The following is a 16,231-nucleotide window of genomic DNA, read 5'->3' on the forward strand; positions in this document are numbered from 1 at the left end:
CCCTGTCCAGTTGGTCGCGGTCTATGCCAAACCCCGCAAGAAGTTCAAGCCGTCACGCGGGTGGAATGTTGTGGTTCACCCGGAACAGGTTGCCGGGATCGTACCGCCCTTTGATGCGCGACAGCTGCGTGGCATTGGCCCCGTAGGCGCCGGACAGATGATCGGCCTCGTCCGCTGGCATGAAATTGACATAGGCACTGCCGGTTGCATGCGGCGTCATGCGGTCATAGAGCGCGCGTGCCCAGGCGATGCAGGTGTCATCCTTGGCCGGATCTTCCCAACGGGTGTGCACGTTCATGATGAAATGGGCCGAGCGTTGCGGATAGGCTGTCGCCGCAGCCTCGACCCGGGCCATCGCACCGCCGACATGGGCAATGAATACCTCGCAGGACGGATCCGGAAGGGTCGAGATACTGTCCAGAAGCCCTGCGATTGCATCCGCGGGCAAGGCATCAAAATCGTGACTTTTCCAATAGTTTCGCGCGCCGGGGGTCAGCAGGGGGTCAAAAGCGGCCTGCCAGTCGACGAAGGCGTGCGGCGAGATTACGTCCACGATCGGGTCCCCGAGGGCGCGCAGCGGCTCCATCGCGGCTTCGCCGTTTTCGATGGGACCTGCATAGCAGGCGGCAAAGATCAGCACCTCGCGCCCGTGCCAGTCTTCGGGAAGGAAGGGCAGGGGAGGGGCCTTGCGCATCACCGTCCAGACCGTCAACTCGTCAGGCGCAGTGTCAGCGATCCGCGCGTATTCGGGCAGCAGAGCGGGGCCCTGCTCGATCGGATGCACCACAAGGCCGGACAACACCTGCGGCCCCAGCGGGTGCAGGCGGAACTCGAACGAGGTGACCACGCCGAAATTGCCGCCACCGCCGCGAATGGCCCAGAACAGGTCCGGGTGGCTGTTTTCCGATGCGGTCACGATCGAGCCATCGGCCAGCACCACCTCGGCCGAGATCAGGTTGTCGATGGTCATACCGAACTTGCGCGTGGTCCAGCCAAAGCCGCCGCCCAGTGTCAGCCCGGCGATCCCGGTGGTCGAGTTGATGCCCGTCGGAACCACCAACCCGTGCGCCTGCGTCTCTCGGTCCACGTCACCCAGAACCGCACCCGGCGCCACACGCGCGGTGCGCGCCTTCGGGTCGACATGCACCGATTTCATCTGCGACAGGTCCAGCATCACCGCATCATCGGCCACGGCATGTCCGGCGATTTGGTGCCCGCCCGAGCGGACGGACATGATCAGCCCCGCTTCGCGCACGAAATTCACGGCCTTTTGCACATCGCTGGCTCCGAGCGCCCGGATCACAAAGCCGGGTTTGCGGTCGACGATGCTGTTCCAGGTGGTGCGGGCACTATCGTATTCGGGGCTGCCGGGAAGAAAGACGGATCCACGCAGCGACGCGTCCAAAGCGTCCAGCGCGTCTTGGTCCACGGATTTGGTGCTGCCGTTCAGCGTTATCAGGTCAAACATGATCAGTCCTCCAGATCAGGTGGACAGGTTTCCTGCGGTGCTGCCTCGGGCAATGGGTTGCGCGCCCCATTCGAGCGAAGGGCGCGCAATGCAAATTTGGTCGTGTCAGGCGAAGATACCGGGATCGATCCGATCAACTGGCGTGATGACGTCAGCCGGAATGTTCAGACGCTTGGCCGCCTTGCGCAGGCTTTCCGCGTCCGGCGCCTCGTACAGGCAGTAGGTTTTTCGCTTGTCCGCGCTCAGGAACGAGAAAATCCACTCGATCCCTTCTTCGTCGTTGATTTCCTTGATCTTTACCTTGTCATCGTCGCCAAGCTCAAGCTGTTCGGCGAAGTTCCGTTCGATGATGTACCTTGGCATTATGCACCCCCCTGCGCATGTGCTCGGAGTCTAGGACGCGGATCCTTCAAGTTTTGACCTAAGGGAAACCATACCCAATTCCCGGGCAGTTGCCAACGCTTCGGCCTCAAGCGACAGGGCCGAGCGCAGATCCTGAGCGCGACCGCGACGGCGAAGAGCCCAAGCGCGCGCGGCTTTGCTGTGGGCGATCCACGGCGGTGCGGCCATCGCTGTGTCCACTTGGATCGCGGTTTCGAACAGTTCGTCGGCGGTGTCCCAATCACCCAACACGGCGGCCAGTGCTCCCAGCCGCCGGGCCGCGGATCCGGTGCAGACGGTTGTCGCGCCGGCCGTGATCGTCAGGTCCCGGTAGGGCAGCAGCTTGTCGATCAGCGTTTGGGCATGGTGTGTGTTCTCGACCGCGACGCAGATATCCGCTAGATAGGACAGGGTGGTCGAGTACATCGCGTCCTGAGGCAGGTCAAAACCGGTGTCCGCGATCTCATTGAGAATACGCTCGGCGGGCTCGCGAAACCCCAGTTCGGCGGCTATCAGGCCGAATCCGGGTTTCCAGCTGGTTTCGCCGGGACTGTCGGACATGAGCCGTTTGATCACAGGGGCCACTTCATGCAACCGGGCCTGCTCGCGCCGGATGGTGAACATCTGAACGCCGTAGACACCCTCGACATGGGCGCCGTGTGTCTGCCGCCCGATTTTGACGGCTTCGCTCGCATAGGTCTCGGCGCGTTCGAAATTGCCATCCAGGATGGCCACCATTGCACGGGCATGGATCTGGACCCAGTACAGCTGTCGGTGGTTGTCCTTGTCCGAAATCTCGGTCAGCAGTTTCAACGAGGTGTCGACCAACTGGCGGTCCGCCATCTCGGCACCGACAAACAGGCTGAGGGTACGGTCGCGACCCTGATCGATGTTTCCAAGCTTTTCCGCAACTTCGTGCATGGATTCGAGGTTCTTGCGCCAGTTCAGCCGATCTTCGCCCTGGCGCGCCACGAAAGGAGCGCCGAAGCGGGTCATCATGACGGCGAACCGGGATTTGTGATCCCCCAGCCGGGCGGCCAGTTCCATGCATTGCTGGCCATATTTGGTGCCCTCGGCAAAGTCGCCGATGAACATGTAGGCGCGGGCGATCTGGGCCATCAGACGACACCGCCGAACCTCATCTGTCGGCGGCAGGCTGTCCAATGCCTCGAGGCACAGGCTGATCGCCTGGCCGTGCCTTTGGCCGGCCATCATGCATGAATCGGCGAAGTGATGTGCCGCGTCGGCAGCAAGGTCCGTCCGGCCTGAGTGCCGGGCGGCGTCCGAAGCCTCCTTCAGTTTGGCGATGCCTTCCGGCAACCTGCCTGCGCTGTCGTAGCTGCGCCCAAGCAGAAGGTTCCCAACGATCGTCTGAGGACTTTTTTCGTCGCCCAGTTTTTGCGCGGCCTTCAGGGTTTCCGTCGCATTGGCCAGGGCTTCCTGGCTGGCCGACCGTGACAGGGCCATTTCTGTCGCCGCGCGCCACCGGTCATAGGCGGCAGCCCAGTCTTCGGCCTCGGTCAGGTGCCGGGCGGCCAACTCGGGGCGTCGTTCAATCTCGGCCGACCGCAACTGCATCAGCGCGTGGGCGACATTGGCGTGTTGGGCCTTGCGTGTGCTGCTGAGCATGGACTGATAGGCGGTGTCCCTGATCAACGCATGGCGGAATACATAGTGCCCTTTGTGGTGCCCGCTTTCAAAGACCAGACCAGCGCGACACAGCTCAGCCAAACAAGTGTCGAGCTCTGGCGGGGCTTCCGGCATCGACGCGGCAAGCAGAGCCGGTTCGAACTCGCGCCCGATAACCGACGCCGCAAGAGCCGTTTGTTTGGCGTCGGGCGATACGGCGTCCAACCGGGCCATCAACGCTCCGCTCAGGGACGAGGGCACATTCACACCGACCCCGCCGGTTTCGTGTATGGCGCGTGTCAGTTCCTCGACAAAAAGCGGCACGCCGTCGGTTTTTTCGACAATCAGGTCGACCAATTCCGGATCCGGATCGCGTCCCGAGACACGTTGCACCAGATGGGCGACCTGCTCGGCATCAAGTCGCCCCAGATGCAGGGTTTGGACATGGCTGTCCCCTTCGGTCTTCTGCATTTCCCAGCCGGGGCGATGCGTGATCACGATCAGAAGGGGAAGGTCGACGCACAACGCTTTGAAACGGTCCAGCAACGCGTGGGTCGAGGCGTCGATCCAATGGGCATCCTCGACAAACAGGATGACCGGACGTTGGACGGCCCGGGCCTTTACCGTGGTGATCAGCGCTTGGATCGTCAGGTCTCGCTGTTCCTGGGGCGACAGTTGCAGGACCTGCTGGGCCAAGGTGCTGCGCGGGGCGACCAAGGCGGCGAAGGCAGGAAGAACTAGGTCCAGATCCAGTCCTTGCCGCTGGGCTAGCATGTCGTGAACACTCTCCTGCACCCTGTCGTCGTCAAAATCCGGGTCGACGCCCGCATCCTGCGAAATCCGTTCGGCAACCGGGTGAAACGGGCTGCTGGTGAGATAGGGAGAGCAGTTCAGTCTGATGATGTCGGCCTGATGGACCACGCTTTCGTCTTGCAGAAACTCCTCGATCAGGCGCGACTTGCCGATTCCCGCTTCACCTGACAGCAGCACCACTTCACCTTTGCCGTCCTGCGCGTGTTTCCAGGATTGCAGAAGGATGCCCTTTTCAAAACTGCGGCCGATCAGGAACCCGTGGGCACCATCCCCGCGGACCGCGTGGAACCGGCTTTCGGCGCTGCGCTCAGCCAAGACCTGAACCAGGTCGTGCGCGACATCGAAGCCTTTCAAAGGCACGCTGCCCAAGGATGAAACCTCGAACACGCCATCCAGTGACCCTGTCAGGTCTGTTCGGGGCATGACGACGGCGTTTGCCGGTGCTTTTTCCTGCAACCTGGCGGCCAAGTTCAACACCGGTCCGGTCATGGCGCCTTCTTCGAACGAGTTTTCACCGATCGCGTCACCGACAACCACGTCGCCGCTGGCGATGCCGATGCGCACGGCGAGCGGGGTTCCGTCGGGCGTCGTCATCTGCCGGACCCTTCGCACGGCTTCGAGACCAGCTTTGACGGCCCGAATGGCGTGATCCTCATAGGCGCGGGGCCACCCGAAAAAGACCAGCAGCCCGTCGCCAAGGTATTTGGCGACATATCCTCCATACCGGCTGACGGCACCTGCGACAGAATCCTGGTATCGCTGCAACAGGATCCGCATGTCTTCGGGGTCGATCCGGTTGGTCAATTCGGTCGAGCCGACGAGATCGGCAAAAAAGACCGTCAGATGGCGCCGCTCGGCCGGAGCGCGCGACGGTTGCCCATCCGTGTCGGGCGGTATTTCGGCTGCGGCTGCTGCGATGTCAGATGTGGGTTGCTCGGGCGCCTGTTCATCAGACAGGACGCGCACGGCAGCCAGAATGACCTTGCGGTGTCCGAGGCTGACTCCAAGCTCTCGGAGATCGTCATTGGTCAGCAGAGGCAATACGCGTGCATCAACGTCATTTTCCGCAAAGGTCTCTGCGTATTGGCCCAGACCAAGATCGTTCAGCCATGTTTTGACCGTGAACCCCATTGACGGATCATGCGTGGTTGCAATTCGTCAATCAAGCGTCAGGAGAACACTTAACATAATCATAATTACGCGGGTAAAAATCAGAACTCATTCCGCGGCCCACGTGATCCGGTCAGGCGCGGTCAGTCTTTGCCAGGCGTCATATTGCGACAGAAACACCTGCCCGTTCAAAGCATCGAGGAAATGCGACTGCTTCAGTCGGTCCATGACCGGGCCTTTGACCTCGCTCAGATGCAGCCCGACACCCATGTCGCGCAGGCGGTGGTTGATCGCCTCAAGGCTTTCGAGCGCCGAGAAGTCGACCTCGTTCACCGCCGAGAACATCAGTACCACGTTGCGGATCTCGCAACCCTCGGTCACGCGGGACTGGATCAGATCCTCGAGGAAGCGGGCATTCACGAAATACAGGCTTTCATCCACCCGCAACGTGACCAGCGTGGGGTCGGTCTGGACCTTGTGGCGCAGGATGTTGCGGAAGTGTTGAGTGCCCGGCACCAGCCCCAGTTCGGCCACATGTGGACGTGAAGTCTTGTAGAGATGCAGAAGGATCGAGATTGCCACGCCGCTGGCAACACCCGCTTCGACACCGGCCATCAGGGTCAGGACGATTGTGGCAGCGACGGCGGTGAAATCAGCCCGTGAATAGCCCCAGGTCTTTTTGAGGATTGAAAAATCCACCAGGCTGAGCACCGCCACGATGATCGTCGCGGCCAGCGTCGCCTTGGGCAAGAAATAGACCAGCGGGGTCAGGAAGAGTGCGGCAACCGCCAGCCCAACGGCGGTGAAGGCACCGGCCGCCGGGGTCTCGGCGCCCGCGTCGAAGTTAACGACCGAACGCGAGAACCCGCCGGTGACCGGAAAGCCCCCGGTGAACGCCGCGCCCAGATTGGCCGCGCCCAGGCCGATCAGTTCCTGGTCGGGATCGACGCGCTGACGTTTCTTGGCCGCCAGCGTCTGCGCGACCGAGATGCTTTCGACGAAGCCGATGATCGAGATCAGGATGGCGGGCACCAGCAGCGCGCCGAACAGGTCCGAGGACAGCCCCGGCAGGGTCAGCGGAGGCAGGCTTTGGGGCACCTCGCCCACGATCTTGACGCCGCGCGCGTCCAGCCCGAAGGCCCAGACCGCCATCGTGGTTGCCACTACCGCCACCACAGGCCCGGCCTTGGTCAGCAAATCGGCCAAAAGCGGCGGTACGCCCATGCGCCGCAGCGCGGGTTTGAGGTTCTTGCGCACCCAGAACAGGAAGGCCGTGGCCAGTGCGCCGATCACCACCGTAATCCCGCTGGTCTGGTCCAGATGCGCAAAGATCGAGCCCAGCATCTCGGGCAGGGTATGGCCATGCGCGCTGACCCCCAGGATGTGTTTCAACTGGCTGGTGGCGATCAGAATGCCCGAGGCGGTGATGAAACCCGCGATCACCGGATGAGACAGGAAGTTGGCCAGAAAGCCCAGCCGGAACACACCCAGCAACACCAGGAACCCGCCCGACAGAAAGGCCAGTGTCAGCGCCGCCACCGCATAGCCGGCGGTGCCCTGTTCAGCCACCTGCCCCACGGCGGATGCGGTCAGCAGCGACACCACCGCCACCGGACCCACCGCCAGCGCCCGGCTGGTGCCGAAGATCGCATAGAGGATGATCGGCACGATCGAGGCATAGATACCCGCCTCGGGCGGCAGCCCCGCCAGCAGCGCATAGGCCAGCGATTGTGGGATCAGCATGATCGTCACGATCACCGCGGCGATCAGGTCATTGGACAGCGCCGCCCGGTCATACCGGCGACCCCAATCCAGAATTGGCAAGTATCGCAACAGGTTGTGCATCGGTTCCACGTTCAAGAGGGCACAGGGCGGGTGTTGGATGGCGCAGGGCAAGAAGCCCTAGCGACCTATTCGGCCGCCACGTTCAGCGGCTCGGGCTTGGCCATCCATTCCTTGCCCTTCAGCATCGCCGACCAATAGACCGGCGGCAGCAGCTTTTCCTTGAGGACCCAGGCCGCGCGGCTGGGTTTGGTGCCGTCGATCAGGAACTTAGGGAAGCTGGGCTTCAGGACACCGCCATAGCCGAACTCGGCCAGCACGATCTTGCCGCGTTCCACCGTCAGCGGGCACGAGCCGTAACCGTCATAGGCCGCCACCGGGCCGCGGCCCTCGATATCGGCCACGATGTTGTCGGCCACCACCGGCGCCTGCTTGCGGGCAGCGGCCGCGGTTTTCGCGTTCGGCGCGTTCATCACGTCGCCCAGCGACCAGATGTTGTCAAAGCTCTTGTGGCGCAGCGTGGACTGATCCACATCGACCCAACCCGCCGCATCTGCCAGCGGCGATACCCGGATGAAGTCCGGCGCCACCTGCGGCGGGCAGACATGCATCATGTCGAACTCGACCGTCACCTGCTCGGGCTGCTCGTCGGGCTTGGCGACCTTGAACGTGGCGGTTTTCGCCGCCCCGTCCACCGCCACCAGATTGTGGAAGAAGTTCAGCGTGGCGTCGTATTTCCTGACATACTCCATCAGCGCCGGGACATAGTCCTTGACCCCGAACAGCACCCCGCCCGCATTCATGAACTGGATGTCGATATCCTTCAGAACCCCGCTTCGGACCCACGCATCGCCCGACAGATACATCGCCTTTTGCGGCGCGCCCGCACATTTGATCGGCATCGGCGGCTGGGTGAACAGCGCCCGTCCCGCCTTCAGCCCTTCGACCAACTGCCAGGTATAGGGCGCCAGGTCATAGCGATAGTTCGAGGTCACGCCGTTGCGGCCCAGCGTTTCCTCCAGCCCTTCGACCGCACCCCAGTCCAGCTTGAGCCCCGGAGTCACCACCAGACGGTCGTATTTGACCACTCGGCAACCATCCAGAATGACGGCGTTGTTCTGTGGCTCGAACGCGGCCACGGCGGCCTTGATCCATTTGACCCCGCGCGGGATCAGCGCGCCCATGGTCTTGGCCGTCTGTTCCGGCGTGAACACGCCGCCGCCCACCAGGGTCCAGCCGGGTTGATAATAGTGCACGTCGGACGGGTCGATGATGGCAATCGACAGGTCGGATTTACGCGCATGCAGGCTGGCGGCGGTGGCGATGCCCCCTGCCCCGCCGCCCACGATCACCACGTCAAAGGACGCGTCGCCGGTGTCGGTGGGCGTCTTGCCGCCATTGGCGATGCGGCGGGCCACGCCGCTCATGTCATATCCGGCAGCCTTGGTTGAGGTCAGGATGTCAGGCAAGGCTCGGCCCTGCGCGGCCTCGTGCAGCGACCAAAGCGTGGCCGAGCGCGTGCCCGTCCGGCAATAGGCCAGGATCGGACCTGGCAGTTCGGTCAGGGCTTGACCGAAGGCCTGCGCGTCCTCATCCCGAACCAGGCCAGTCTGGACGGGAACGTACCGGGCTTCGATGCCAAGCTTTTCTGCAGCGGCCTCGATTTCCTCGAATGTCGGTTGGTCGGACCCTTCACCGTCGGGGCGATTGCAGATGATGGCGCGGAAGCCCGCGGCCTTGATCGCCGGGATATCGGCAAGCGTTACCTGTGGCGACACCGAGAGTGCGCCCGAAATCTTTCGGATTTCCATTGTTGTCTCCTGCGGTCAGATCTTGTTGACCGGAACCTTGAGCATCTGGTTGCCGTCCTTGTCGGTCGGGATGTCACCCGCCCGGATATTGACCTGGATCGACGGGATGATCAGGGTCGGCATCGCCAGCGTCGCGTCACGCTCGGTGCGCATCTTGATGAACTCGTCCCGCGACTTGCCGCCGCCCACGTGAATGTTGTGCGCCTTTTCCTCGGCCACCGTGGTTTCCCAGCGAATGTCGCGGCCGTTGGGGCCGTAATCGTGGCACATGAACAGGCGGGTTTCGTCCGGCAGGCTCAGCACCTTCTGGATCGAGTCATAAAGCGTTCCCGCATCTCCGCCCGGAAAGTCGGCTCGGGCCGAACCACCATCGGGCATGAACAGCGTGTCACCCACAAACGCCGCATCGCCCATCACATGCACCATGCAGGCCGGTGTATGGCCCGGTGTGTGCATGGTGAAGGCGGTCATGTTGCCGATCTTGTAGGTCATGCCATCGGTGAACAGTGCATCGAACTGGCTGCCGTCACGCTGGAACTCGGTGCCTTCGTTGAAGATCTTGCCGAAGACCTCCTGCACGATCTTGATGTTCTCGCCAATGCCGATCTTGCCGCCCAGCTTCTGCTGGATGTAGGGCGCCGCCGACAGGTGATCGGCATGGGCGTGGGTCTCGATGATCCACTCCAGTTTCAGGCCCTGCTTTTCGATCTCGGCGATCAGCAGGTCGGCATGTTCGAATGTGATCCGGCCAGCGGCATAGTCGATGTCCATCACGCTGTCGATGATCGCGCAGGCGTTGGATGTCGGGTCCGAAACGATGTAGCTGATCGTCGCCGTGGCCTCGTCGTAGAAGCCCTGAACCTTGGGTTTGACGCTCAGATCAACCGGATATGCGGAAATTGGTGTCGCGATTGCGTCAGCCATTTTCTGGTTGTGTGTGTCGATTGCCTTTTGGTCGGTCATGATCGTGCCTCCTCTCTGACGCTCAGGCCTTGGCCGAACGTGTAATCAATGGTTGCCCTTGCAGAATGCGCGCCAGGGCCAGCCCGGCGGCGACCGCGCCCAGAAACAGCAGAACCTCCCACCGTCCGGTGCCCAGGGCCGGAATTGCCGCGCCCGGGCAGAATCCTGCGATGCCCCAGCCCACGCCAAACAAGGCTGAGCCGCCGACAAGCTTCATGTCGATGTGCTTTGCGCCCGGAATCTGGAACCGGTCCGCAAAAAGCGGCGCGGCGCGTCGCCATATCAGGCGATAGCCGATGAATGTCACCACCAGCGCACCGCCCATAACGAAGGCGAGGCTGGGGTCCCAGGTTCCGGCCAGATCGAAGAAGTTCAACACCTTGGCCGGGTTCATCATGCCCGAGATCACGATGCCTGTGCCGAAGACAAGGCCGGTCAGGAACGTATGGAACAGTTTCATTGCCTCACCCTCCGAATACGTGGCGGATCACGAAAACCGTGATGGCGGCAGTTACCATGAAGGTCGGAACGGCAACCAGGGACCGGGTCGACAACCGCGACAGGCCGCATACGCCGTGACCCGAGGTGCACCCCGAGCCGAGGCTGGCGCCCAGACCGACGATGACTCCGCCGACCACGATCATCAGCGGGCTGATCGGTACCTCGATAGCCGGCATGGAGCCGGTCAGCACGTAGATCAGACCCGGCGCAACGATCATTCCGGCAACAAGCGCCAGACGCCAGGAAAACTCGGACCCGCTGTCAGGAAAGACCAGACCGGACATGATACCGGTGGCACCCATGATGCGGCCGAGGCCCAGCATCAACAACACTGCGCCCAAGCCTATCAGCAGGCCGCCGCCAAAGGATGCAAAAGGCGTGAATACGGTTTCCATATTATCTGGTCCTGCAGGTTTTGATGCCCAAAAGCGTGTACACCGGGCAGAATTTCATGGTCGCGGTCAACAGCATGATGATGCCAATGATCACAGCGCCATATTTGAACAGTGGTGCGGCGAACAGGGCCAGCCCGCTGAAGACTGCAAGGTACAGCAGGACCAACCCAAGAGCCGCGCGCAGCGTGCGGTCGATCGTTCCGACGTTGTTGGTCATATCGCCCTCCATATTCAGGTTTCTGAATGGCATATATGACGCCAGGAGCGTCTCTTCAGTGACAATGTCACGAATGCCGAAAAGATTCCCGAAAAATCAGGTGCTGTGGGCCAAAGCCTGCAAAGCCGTTGTGTCGGTGAGCGTAATCTTGCCCCGAGATTGCGAAACCAACTCGCGTTTCTGGAAGTCGTGCAGCACCCGCGAGACAACCTCACGCGCGGTTCCCAGTTCGCTGGCCAGTTGTTGGTGTGTCGCTTGCACCTCGTTCGCGGAATCGGCCAATGCAAGCAGACGTTCCGCCAGCCGGACATCGATCCGGCCGAAGGCGACGTCATCGACCACGCGCAGAAGGTCGATCAATCGGCGGGAATAGGCCTGGAACACGAAATCGCGAAACGCGTCCTCTTCCGCGGCAAGGCGGTCGAAGGCAGGCTTGGGCAGGACGATCGCGGTGACATCTGTTTCAGCAATGCCTTCGGCGTTATAGGCCTCTTCGGCCAGCATGCATGCCGTGGTCAGCACGCAGCTTTCGCCGGCTTCGACCCGATACAAGACGATTTCGCGCCCCGTATCCGAGCTTTGTGAAACGCGGATCCGGCCTTCGTACAGAAACATGAGGCTGTCCGGCACATTGTCGGGCCCGAACACCTGGGCCCCGTTCGGGAACTTCACGATCCGCGCGGCCGCGCGCAACCGGGCGCGTACCGCATCGGGCAGGTGGCTGGTTCCGTGGAACCGCTGGGTCCAGTCAGTGATTGTCATGTGGCTGCTTGCATGGGTGGCCCAAAGCCCTCGTAGATCATTACGGTTCTGCCGTCTTTCGCCCGGCCTAGACGATACGTTCGTAACAACGCGTCCTGTGCACCTGCCGCATGGCCTAGGACAGAACCGTGGTCGCGATCAAGGGAAAGCGCCCGAAGGTGCCTCGGGTCCATCCTGTCAGTCGCGACCCAGATCCTTGAGGATCGGACAATCCGGGCGGTCATCTCCGGCGCATTCCTGGATCAGGTGCGACAGTGTTTCGCGCATGGCTTTCAAATCTTCGATCTTGGCATCGATCTCTTCGAGGTTCTGTTTGGCGATCCGCTTGACGTCCGCGCTGGCGCGGTGCTTGTCCTCGTACAGCGCCAGAAGCGAGCGGCAGTCTTCGATGGTGAACCCCAGCGACCGCGCGCGTCCGATGAACGCCAGCTTGTGCAGCTCTTTCTCGTCGAAATGGCGGTATCCATTGGTCGAGCGTCTGGGTTTGATGAAACCGATATCCTCATAATACCGGATGGTCTTGGCCGGCAAACCCGAGCGTTCGGCGACGTCCCCGATATTCATGGCGGCTCCTTTCCTATTCGGCGGGTGTGGGTGCGTGTGCGATGGTCTGCGGTTTGCGGTCGGATCCGCTTGGTGGCCGGGCCGCCTTGACCCAGCGCAGCCGCAGTGCGTTTGACAAGACGAACACGCTGGACAGCGCCATGGCGCCAGCGGCCAAAACCGGGGACAGCAAGGGTCCGCCAAAGGGATAGAGGATCCCTGCGGCCACCGGGATCAGGAGCGTGTTGTAGCCAAAGGCCCAGAACAGGTTCTGTCGGATATTGCGCATTGTGCGCTGGCTGATGTCGAAAGCGTTGACCACGCCGATCAGATCGCCCGACATCAGCACCACGTCTGCGGCCTCGATCGCAACGTCGGTCCCGGTGCCGATGGCAATGCCGACATCCGCGGCCGCGAGCGCCGGAGCGTCGTTGATCCCATCACCGACAAAAGCCAACTTGCCGCCGTTCACGCGCAGGTTTTCCAGCGCAGCCACTTTGCCTTCGGGCAGGACTTCGGCGACGACTGTGTCGATCTCAAGCTGTGCGGCGATGGCATCGGCCGTCGCCCCGTTGTCGCCCGTGATCATCGCCACTTTGAGCCCCAGCGCGTGCAAGGCTTCAATCGCCTCCGGTGTGCTGGGCTTGATCGGATCGGCCACCGCGATTGCGGCGGCAGCGGTTCCGTCGATTGCGGCGTAGAGCGGTGTTCTGCCTTTGGCGGCCAGCGACGCGCCGTGATCTGACAGCGCGCTGATGTCGATGCCTTCACGCTCCATCAGACGATCGGCACCGATGAGGATGCTGTGCCCTTCGACGGCCGCTTGAACCCCATAGCCGGTGATCGACTTGAAATCCTCGGGCTTCGGCAGATTCAGGCCGCGTGTCTCGGCCGCGCGCACGATGGCGGTGGCGATCGGATGTTCCGAAGTGGCTTCGACGGCTGCGACCAGGCGCAGGACGGTGTCCTTATCCAGCCCTTGGGCGACCACAAGATCAGTCAGTTCCGGGCGGCCTTCCGTCAGGGTGCCGGTCTTGTCCACCGCTACAACAGTGGTCTCCTGCAACATCTGCAGCGCGTCGCCCTTGCGGAACAGAACGCCCATCTCCGCAGCGCGCCCCGTGCCCACCATGATCGATGTCGGCGTAGCCAGACCCATTGCGCAGGGGCAGGCAATGATAAGCACCGCGACCCCGGCAACCAGAGCCATGCTGAGTGCCGGGTCCGGTCCGAACAGCAACCAAACAAGGACTGTCACGACCGCCACCGCGATCACCGCGGGAACAAACCAAAGGGTGATACGGTCAACCAAGCCCTGAATGGGCAGCTTCGCGCCCTGAGCCTGTTCGACCATCTGAATGATCTGCGCCAGCATCGTATCCGCTCCGATCTTTTCGGCGCGGACGGTCAACGCTCCGGTACCGTTCACGGTGCCACCTACGACAGTTGCGTCAGAGGATTTTTCGACCGGAACGGGCTCACCCGTGATCATGCTTTCGTCGACATACGAAGTGCCGCTCAGAACTGAGCCATCAACCGGGATCTTTTCGCCGGGCCGCACGTGAACCAGATCGCCCACTGCGATCTGATCAATGGGCAGTTCGACGATGCGGTTCTCCCGTTCGACCCGCGCGGTTTTGGCTTGCAGGCCGACCAGCTTGCGGATCGCCTCGCCGGTTCGGCCTTTGGCGCGTGCTTCAAGGAAGCGGCCCAGCAGGATCAGAACCACGATGACCGCGGCCGCCTCGTAATAGACATTGGCCGTGCCGGTCGGAAGGATTTCGGGCGCAAAGGTCGAGATCAGCGAGAACCCATAAGCCGCCGACGTGCCCAAAGCGACCAGCGAATTCATGTCTGGCGCGCCTTTGGCAAGTGCTGGAAAGCCCTTGGTGTAGAATTGAAGACCGGGCCCGAACAGGACCAGCGTCGTCAAGACGAACTGAATGTAGTGGCTGGCTTGCAGGCCGATGGTGTTTGCAATCAGATGATGCATGCCGGGAATGACATGCGCGCCCATTTCAAGGATGAAAACCGGCAAGGCCAGGATTGCCGCAAACCCCGTTCGCAGTGCCAGTTTGCGGATTTCGTCAGTTTTGCGATTCTGCGCCGCTGCCTGAGCCGAGTTGCGCGGCGTCGCCGGGTACCCGGCCGCATTGGCCAGTGCAGCAATGGCTTCAGGTGTCGTGGCGCCCGCTGCAAACTGGACGGTCGCACTTTCCGAGGCGAGGTTGACCGACGCCGCCAGCACCCCCTGCCCGGCAAGCAAAGCCTTCTCGACCCGGCCGACGCATGAAGCACAGCTCATGCCCTGGATGTTGAGCGTGACGGTCTCGGTCACGGCTGGATAGCCCGCCGCCTCCATCGCCTGTGCGATGGATTTGACATCAGCCGGAGCATGGAAATCCACCTGGACGCTCTCATTCGCCAGGTTTACGGCAGCCGAGTCGACGCCCGGAACCGCGCTGAGCGCACGCTCAACCCGAGCCACGCAAGACGCGCAACTCATCCCCTGAACCTGAAATTTGGCATGTGAAATATTGGCCATGTCGTCACCACGATTATCCGGTCGACCCTGTACATAAGGGTTCCAGCAAGTGGAAGGTCAAGGCCCTCTGCGGAATATCCCTGCGCACCAAGCAAACCATCCCGTCAGGGCAAGAGCAGTTTGCTGCTGTGCTCCGTCGGCAACAGGGCAACGATGGATGGCGGCGGATCCTTGGTGAATTGAAGCAGGATCGCTTGGATGCGAGGGTATCACGCAAAGAGAATCACTTGGGAATCGGAAAGGTGCGGCATGACAACGAGGAAAGCATTGATTGGGCTATGCGCGCTGTCCCTGATTGCCGCCTGCACCGAGACCACGTCGATGTCCGGCGACAAAGCCCCCGGTGACCTTGCCAAAGTGCCCGAGGGCGTGGTCGAAATCGCCGCGCCGGGGCAGGACCTGACCGCCGTTCGGATCATGCCCGAAGACGGTTGTTACTGGTACCGGTACGTGGGTCCGGTCGAAACGACATACCTACCGCTGAGAACCACCGATGGCCGCCCGATCTGCGCCCGGGCGTAACGGATCAGCTGCTAGCAGTCGCAAATCTTTCGGGTGGGTATAGATGAGCCGTCGCACCCGGCTGCACCCGGTCATACAGGCCTATGATATGGGCCATGACCATGCGCACACAGCCTGAGCTTGCCCGCCCGCCGATAGACCGGGAATAGGGTGTTCCGTGGATGCGCAGATATGTGTCGCGATTGCCCTGAAACAGGTAGAAAGCGCGTGCGCCCAAGGGGTTGTTGGGTCCGCCGGGCATTCCGTCGGCAAACTGCGCATAGTCTTGCGGATCACGTTTGATCATGTCCGCGGTTGGGGTCCAACGCGGCCATTTGGCCTTGCGCCGGATGGTATAGGTCCCGGGTTCGTAGAGATTGCCACGGGCGATCGCCACGCCGTATCGCATCGCGGTTCCGCCCTCTTCGATGAAATACAGGTAGCGCGCGACCGCATCCACGTGAATGTCACCGGGCACCAGCGACCGATTGGTTTCGACCCGTTGCGGCAGAAACCGGGGATTCAACCCCCAAGGGTTCGAGGTGGCCGGGTCATAGTTGGCCGGCGTCACCTGCCTGTCCCAAGCCGCCCATTGAGATGCGGTCGACGCTTCGGCCGATGTCGCGCCAAGAATCGGTTGCGAGAAAACAGCAAGCGAAGTCGCAACAAAATGTCTTCTGGTCAGCATGTCTGCACCTCCAGTCGCCTTGCCGTGGCAGCAAGAAAAAAGATCGGACTAAACGATTCCCTGAAACAGACCCCGAGTCCATTCACTTGTTCGTTTGACGCAAAACCTTGTCGCAACTGGTG

At 61.9% G+C, this 16,231-nt stretch carries 14 protein-coding genes; 1 reads left to right on the plus strand and 13 read right to left on the minus strand.

Annotated features, from left to right (window positions below):
* Positions 1-52 precede the first annotated feature (52 nt).
* From ACR0EF_RS14620 to ACR0EF_RS14675, 12 genes are all read right to left on the minus strand, one after another.
* On the minus strand, positions 53-1,468 hold the full coding sequence (locus tag ACR0EF_RS14620; protein ID WP_170371783.1) for an FAD-binding oxidoreductase: 1,416 nt from the start codon (positions 1,466-1,468) through the stop codon (positions 53-55).
* Positions 1,469-1,573: 105 nt separating this feature from the next.
* The gene (locus ACR0EF_RS14625; RefSeq protein ID WP_093963294.1) at positions 1,574-1,831 is read right to left on the minus strand and encodes a DUF4242 domain-containing protein; all 258 of its coding nucleotides are present in this window, start codon (positions 1,829-1,831) and stop codon (positions 1,574-1,576) included.
* A 30-nt stretch (positions 1,832-1,861) separates the two neighbouring features.
* On the minus strand, positions 1,862-5,422 hold the full coding sequence (locus ACR0EF_RS14630) for an AAA family ATPase (protein WP_170372628.1): 3,561 nt from the start codon (positions 5,420-5,422) through the stop codon (positions 1,862-1,864).
* A gap of 87 nt (positions 5,423-5,509) precedes the next feature.
* Complete coding sequence (locus ACR0EF_RS14635; RefSeq protein WP_170372800.1) at positions 5,510-7,246, minus strand: SulP family inorganic anion transporter; 1,737 nt, start codon at positions 7,244-7,246, stop codon at positions 5,510-5,512.
* A 65-nt stretch (positions 7,247-7,311) separates the two neighbouring features.
* Positions 7,312-8,994 (minus strand): bifunctional protein tyrosine phosphatase family protein/NAD(P)/FAD-dependent oxidoreductase, encoded by a 1,683-nt coding sequence (locus ACR0EF_RS14640; protein WP_170372627.1) that lies wholly within the window; start codon positions 8,992-8,994, stop codon positions 7,312-7,314.
* A gap of 15 nt (positions 8,995-9,009) precedes the next feature.
* On the minus strand, positions 9,010-9,894 hold the full coding sequence (locus ACR0EF_RS14645) for an MBL fold metallo-hydrolase (protein ID WP_170341794.1): 885 nt from the start codon (positions 9,892-9,894) through the stop codon (positions 9,010-9,012).
* A gap of 85 nt (positions 9,895-9,979) precedes the next feature.
* Positions 9,980-10,417: a DUF6691 family protein gene (locus ACR0EF_RS14650; RefSeq protein ID WP_170372626.1), complete on the minus strand. Its 438-nt coding sequence runs from the start codon at positions 10,415-10,417 to the stop codon at positions 9,980-9,982.
* Positions 10,418-10,421: 4 nt separating this feature from the next.
* Positions 10,422-10,853 carry a YeeE/YedE family protein gene (locus tag ACR0EF_RS14655; protein ID WP_170341626.1) on the minus strand — a complete coding sequence of 144 codons (432 nt, stop codon included), beginning with the start codon at positions 10,851-10,853 and terminating at the stop codon, positions 10,422-10,424.
* Between the two features lies 1 nt (position 10,854).
* A complete protein-coding gene (locus tag ACR0EF_RS14660) occupies positions 10,855-11,070 on the minus strand; it encodes a YgaP family membrane protein (protein WP_170341624.1) in 216 nt (71 codons plus the stop codon).
* A 96-nt stretch (positions 11,071-11,166) separates the two neighbouring features.
* The gene (locus ACR0EF_RS14665) at positions 11,167-11,832 is read right to left on the minus strand and encodes a Crp/Fnr family transcriptional regulator (RefSeq protein ID WP_170341623.1); all 666 of its coding nucleotides are present in this window, start codon (positions 11,830-11,832) and stop codon (positions 11,167-11,169) included.
* 177 nt (positions 11,833-12,009) lie between these two features.
* A complete protein-coding gene (cueR, locus tag ACR0EF_RS14670; protein WP_170341589.1) occupies positions 12,010-12,396 on the minus strand; it encodes a Cu(I)-responsive transcriptional regulator in 387 nt (128 codons plus the stop codon).
* A 13-nt stretch (positions 12,397-12,409) separates the two neighbouring features.
* The gene (locus ACR0EF_RS14675) at positions 12,410-14,920 is read right to left on the minus strand and encodes a heavy metal translocating P-type ATPase (protein ID WP_170372624.1); all 2,511 of its coding nucleotides are present in this window, start codon (positions 14,918-14,920) and stop codon (positions 12,410-12,412) included.
* A gap of 249 nt (positions 14,921-15,169) precedes the next feature.
* On the opposite strand from ACR0EF_RS14675, the gene ACR0EF_RS14680 reads away from it, so the two are divergent.
* A complete protein-coding gene (locus ACR0EF_RS14680) occupies positions 15,170-15,442 on the plus strand; it encodes a hypothetical protein (protein ID WP_170372622.1) in 273 nt (90 codons plus the stop codon).
* 4 nt (positions 15,443-15,446) lie between these two features.
* On the opposite strand, the gene ACR0EF_RS14685 is transcribed toward ACR0EF_RS14680, so the two are convergent.
* On the minus strand, positions 15,447-16,109 hold the full coding sequence (locus ACR0EF_RS14685) for a L,D-transpeptidase (RefSeq protein ID WP_093963303.1): 663 nt from the start codon (positions 16,107-16,109) through the stop codon (positions 15,447-15,449).
* Positions 16,110-16,231: the final 122 nt, after the last annotated feature.

It is taken from the genome of Ruegeria sp. CG8 (genome assembly GCF_056537165.1).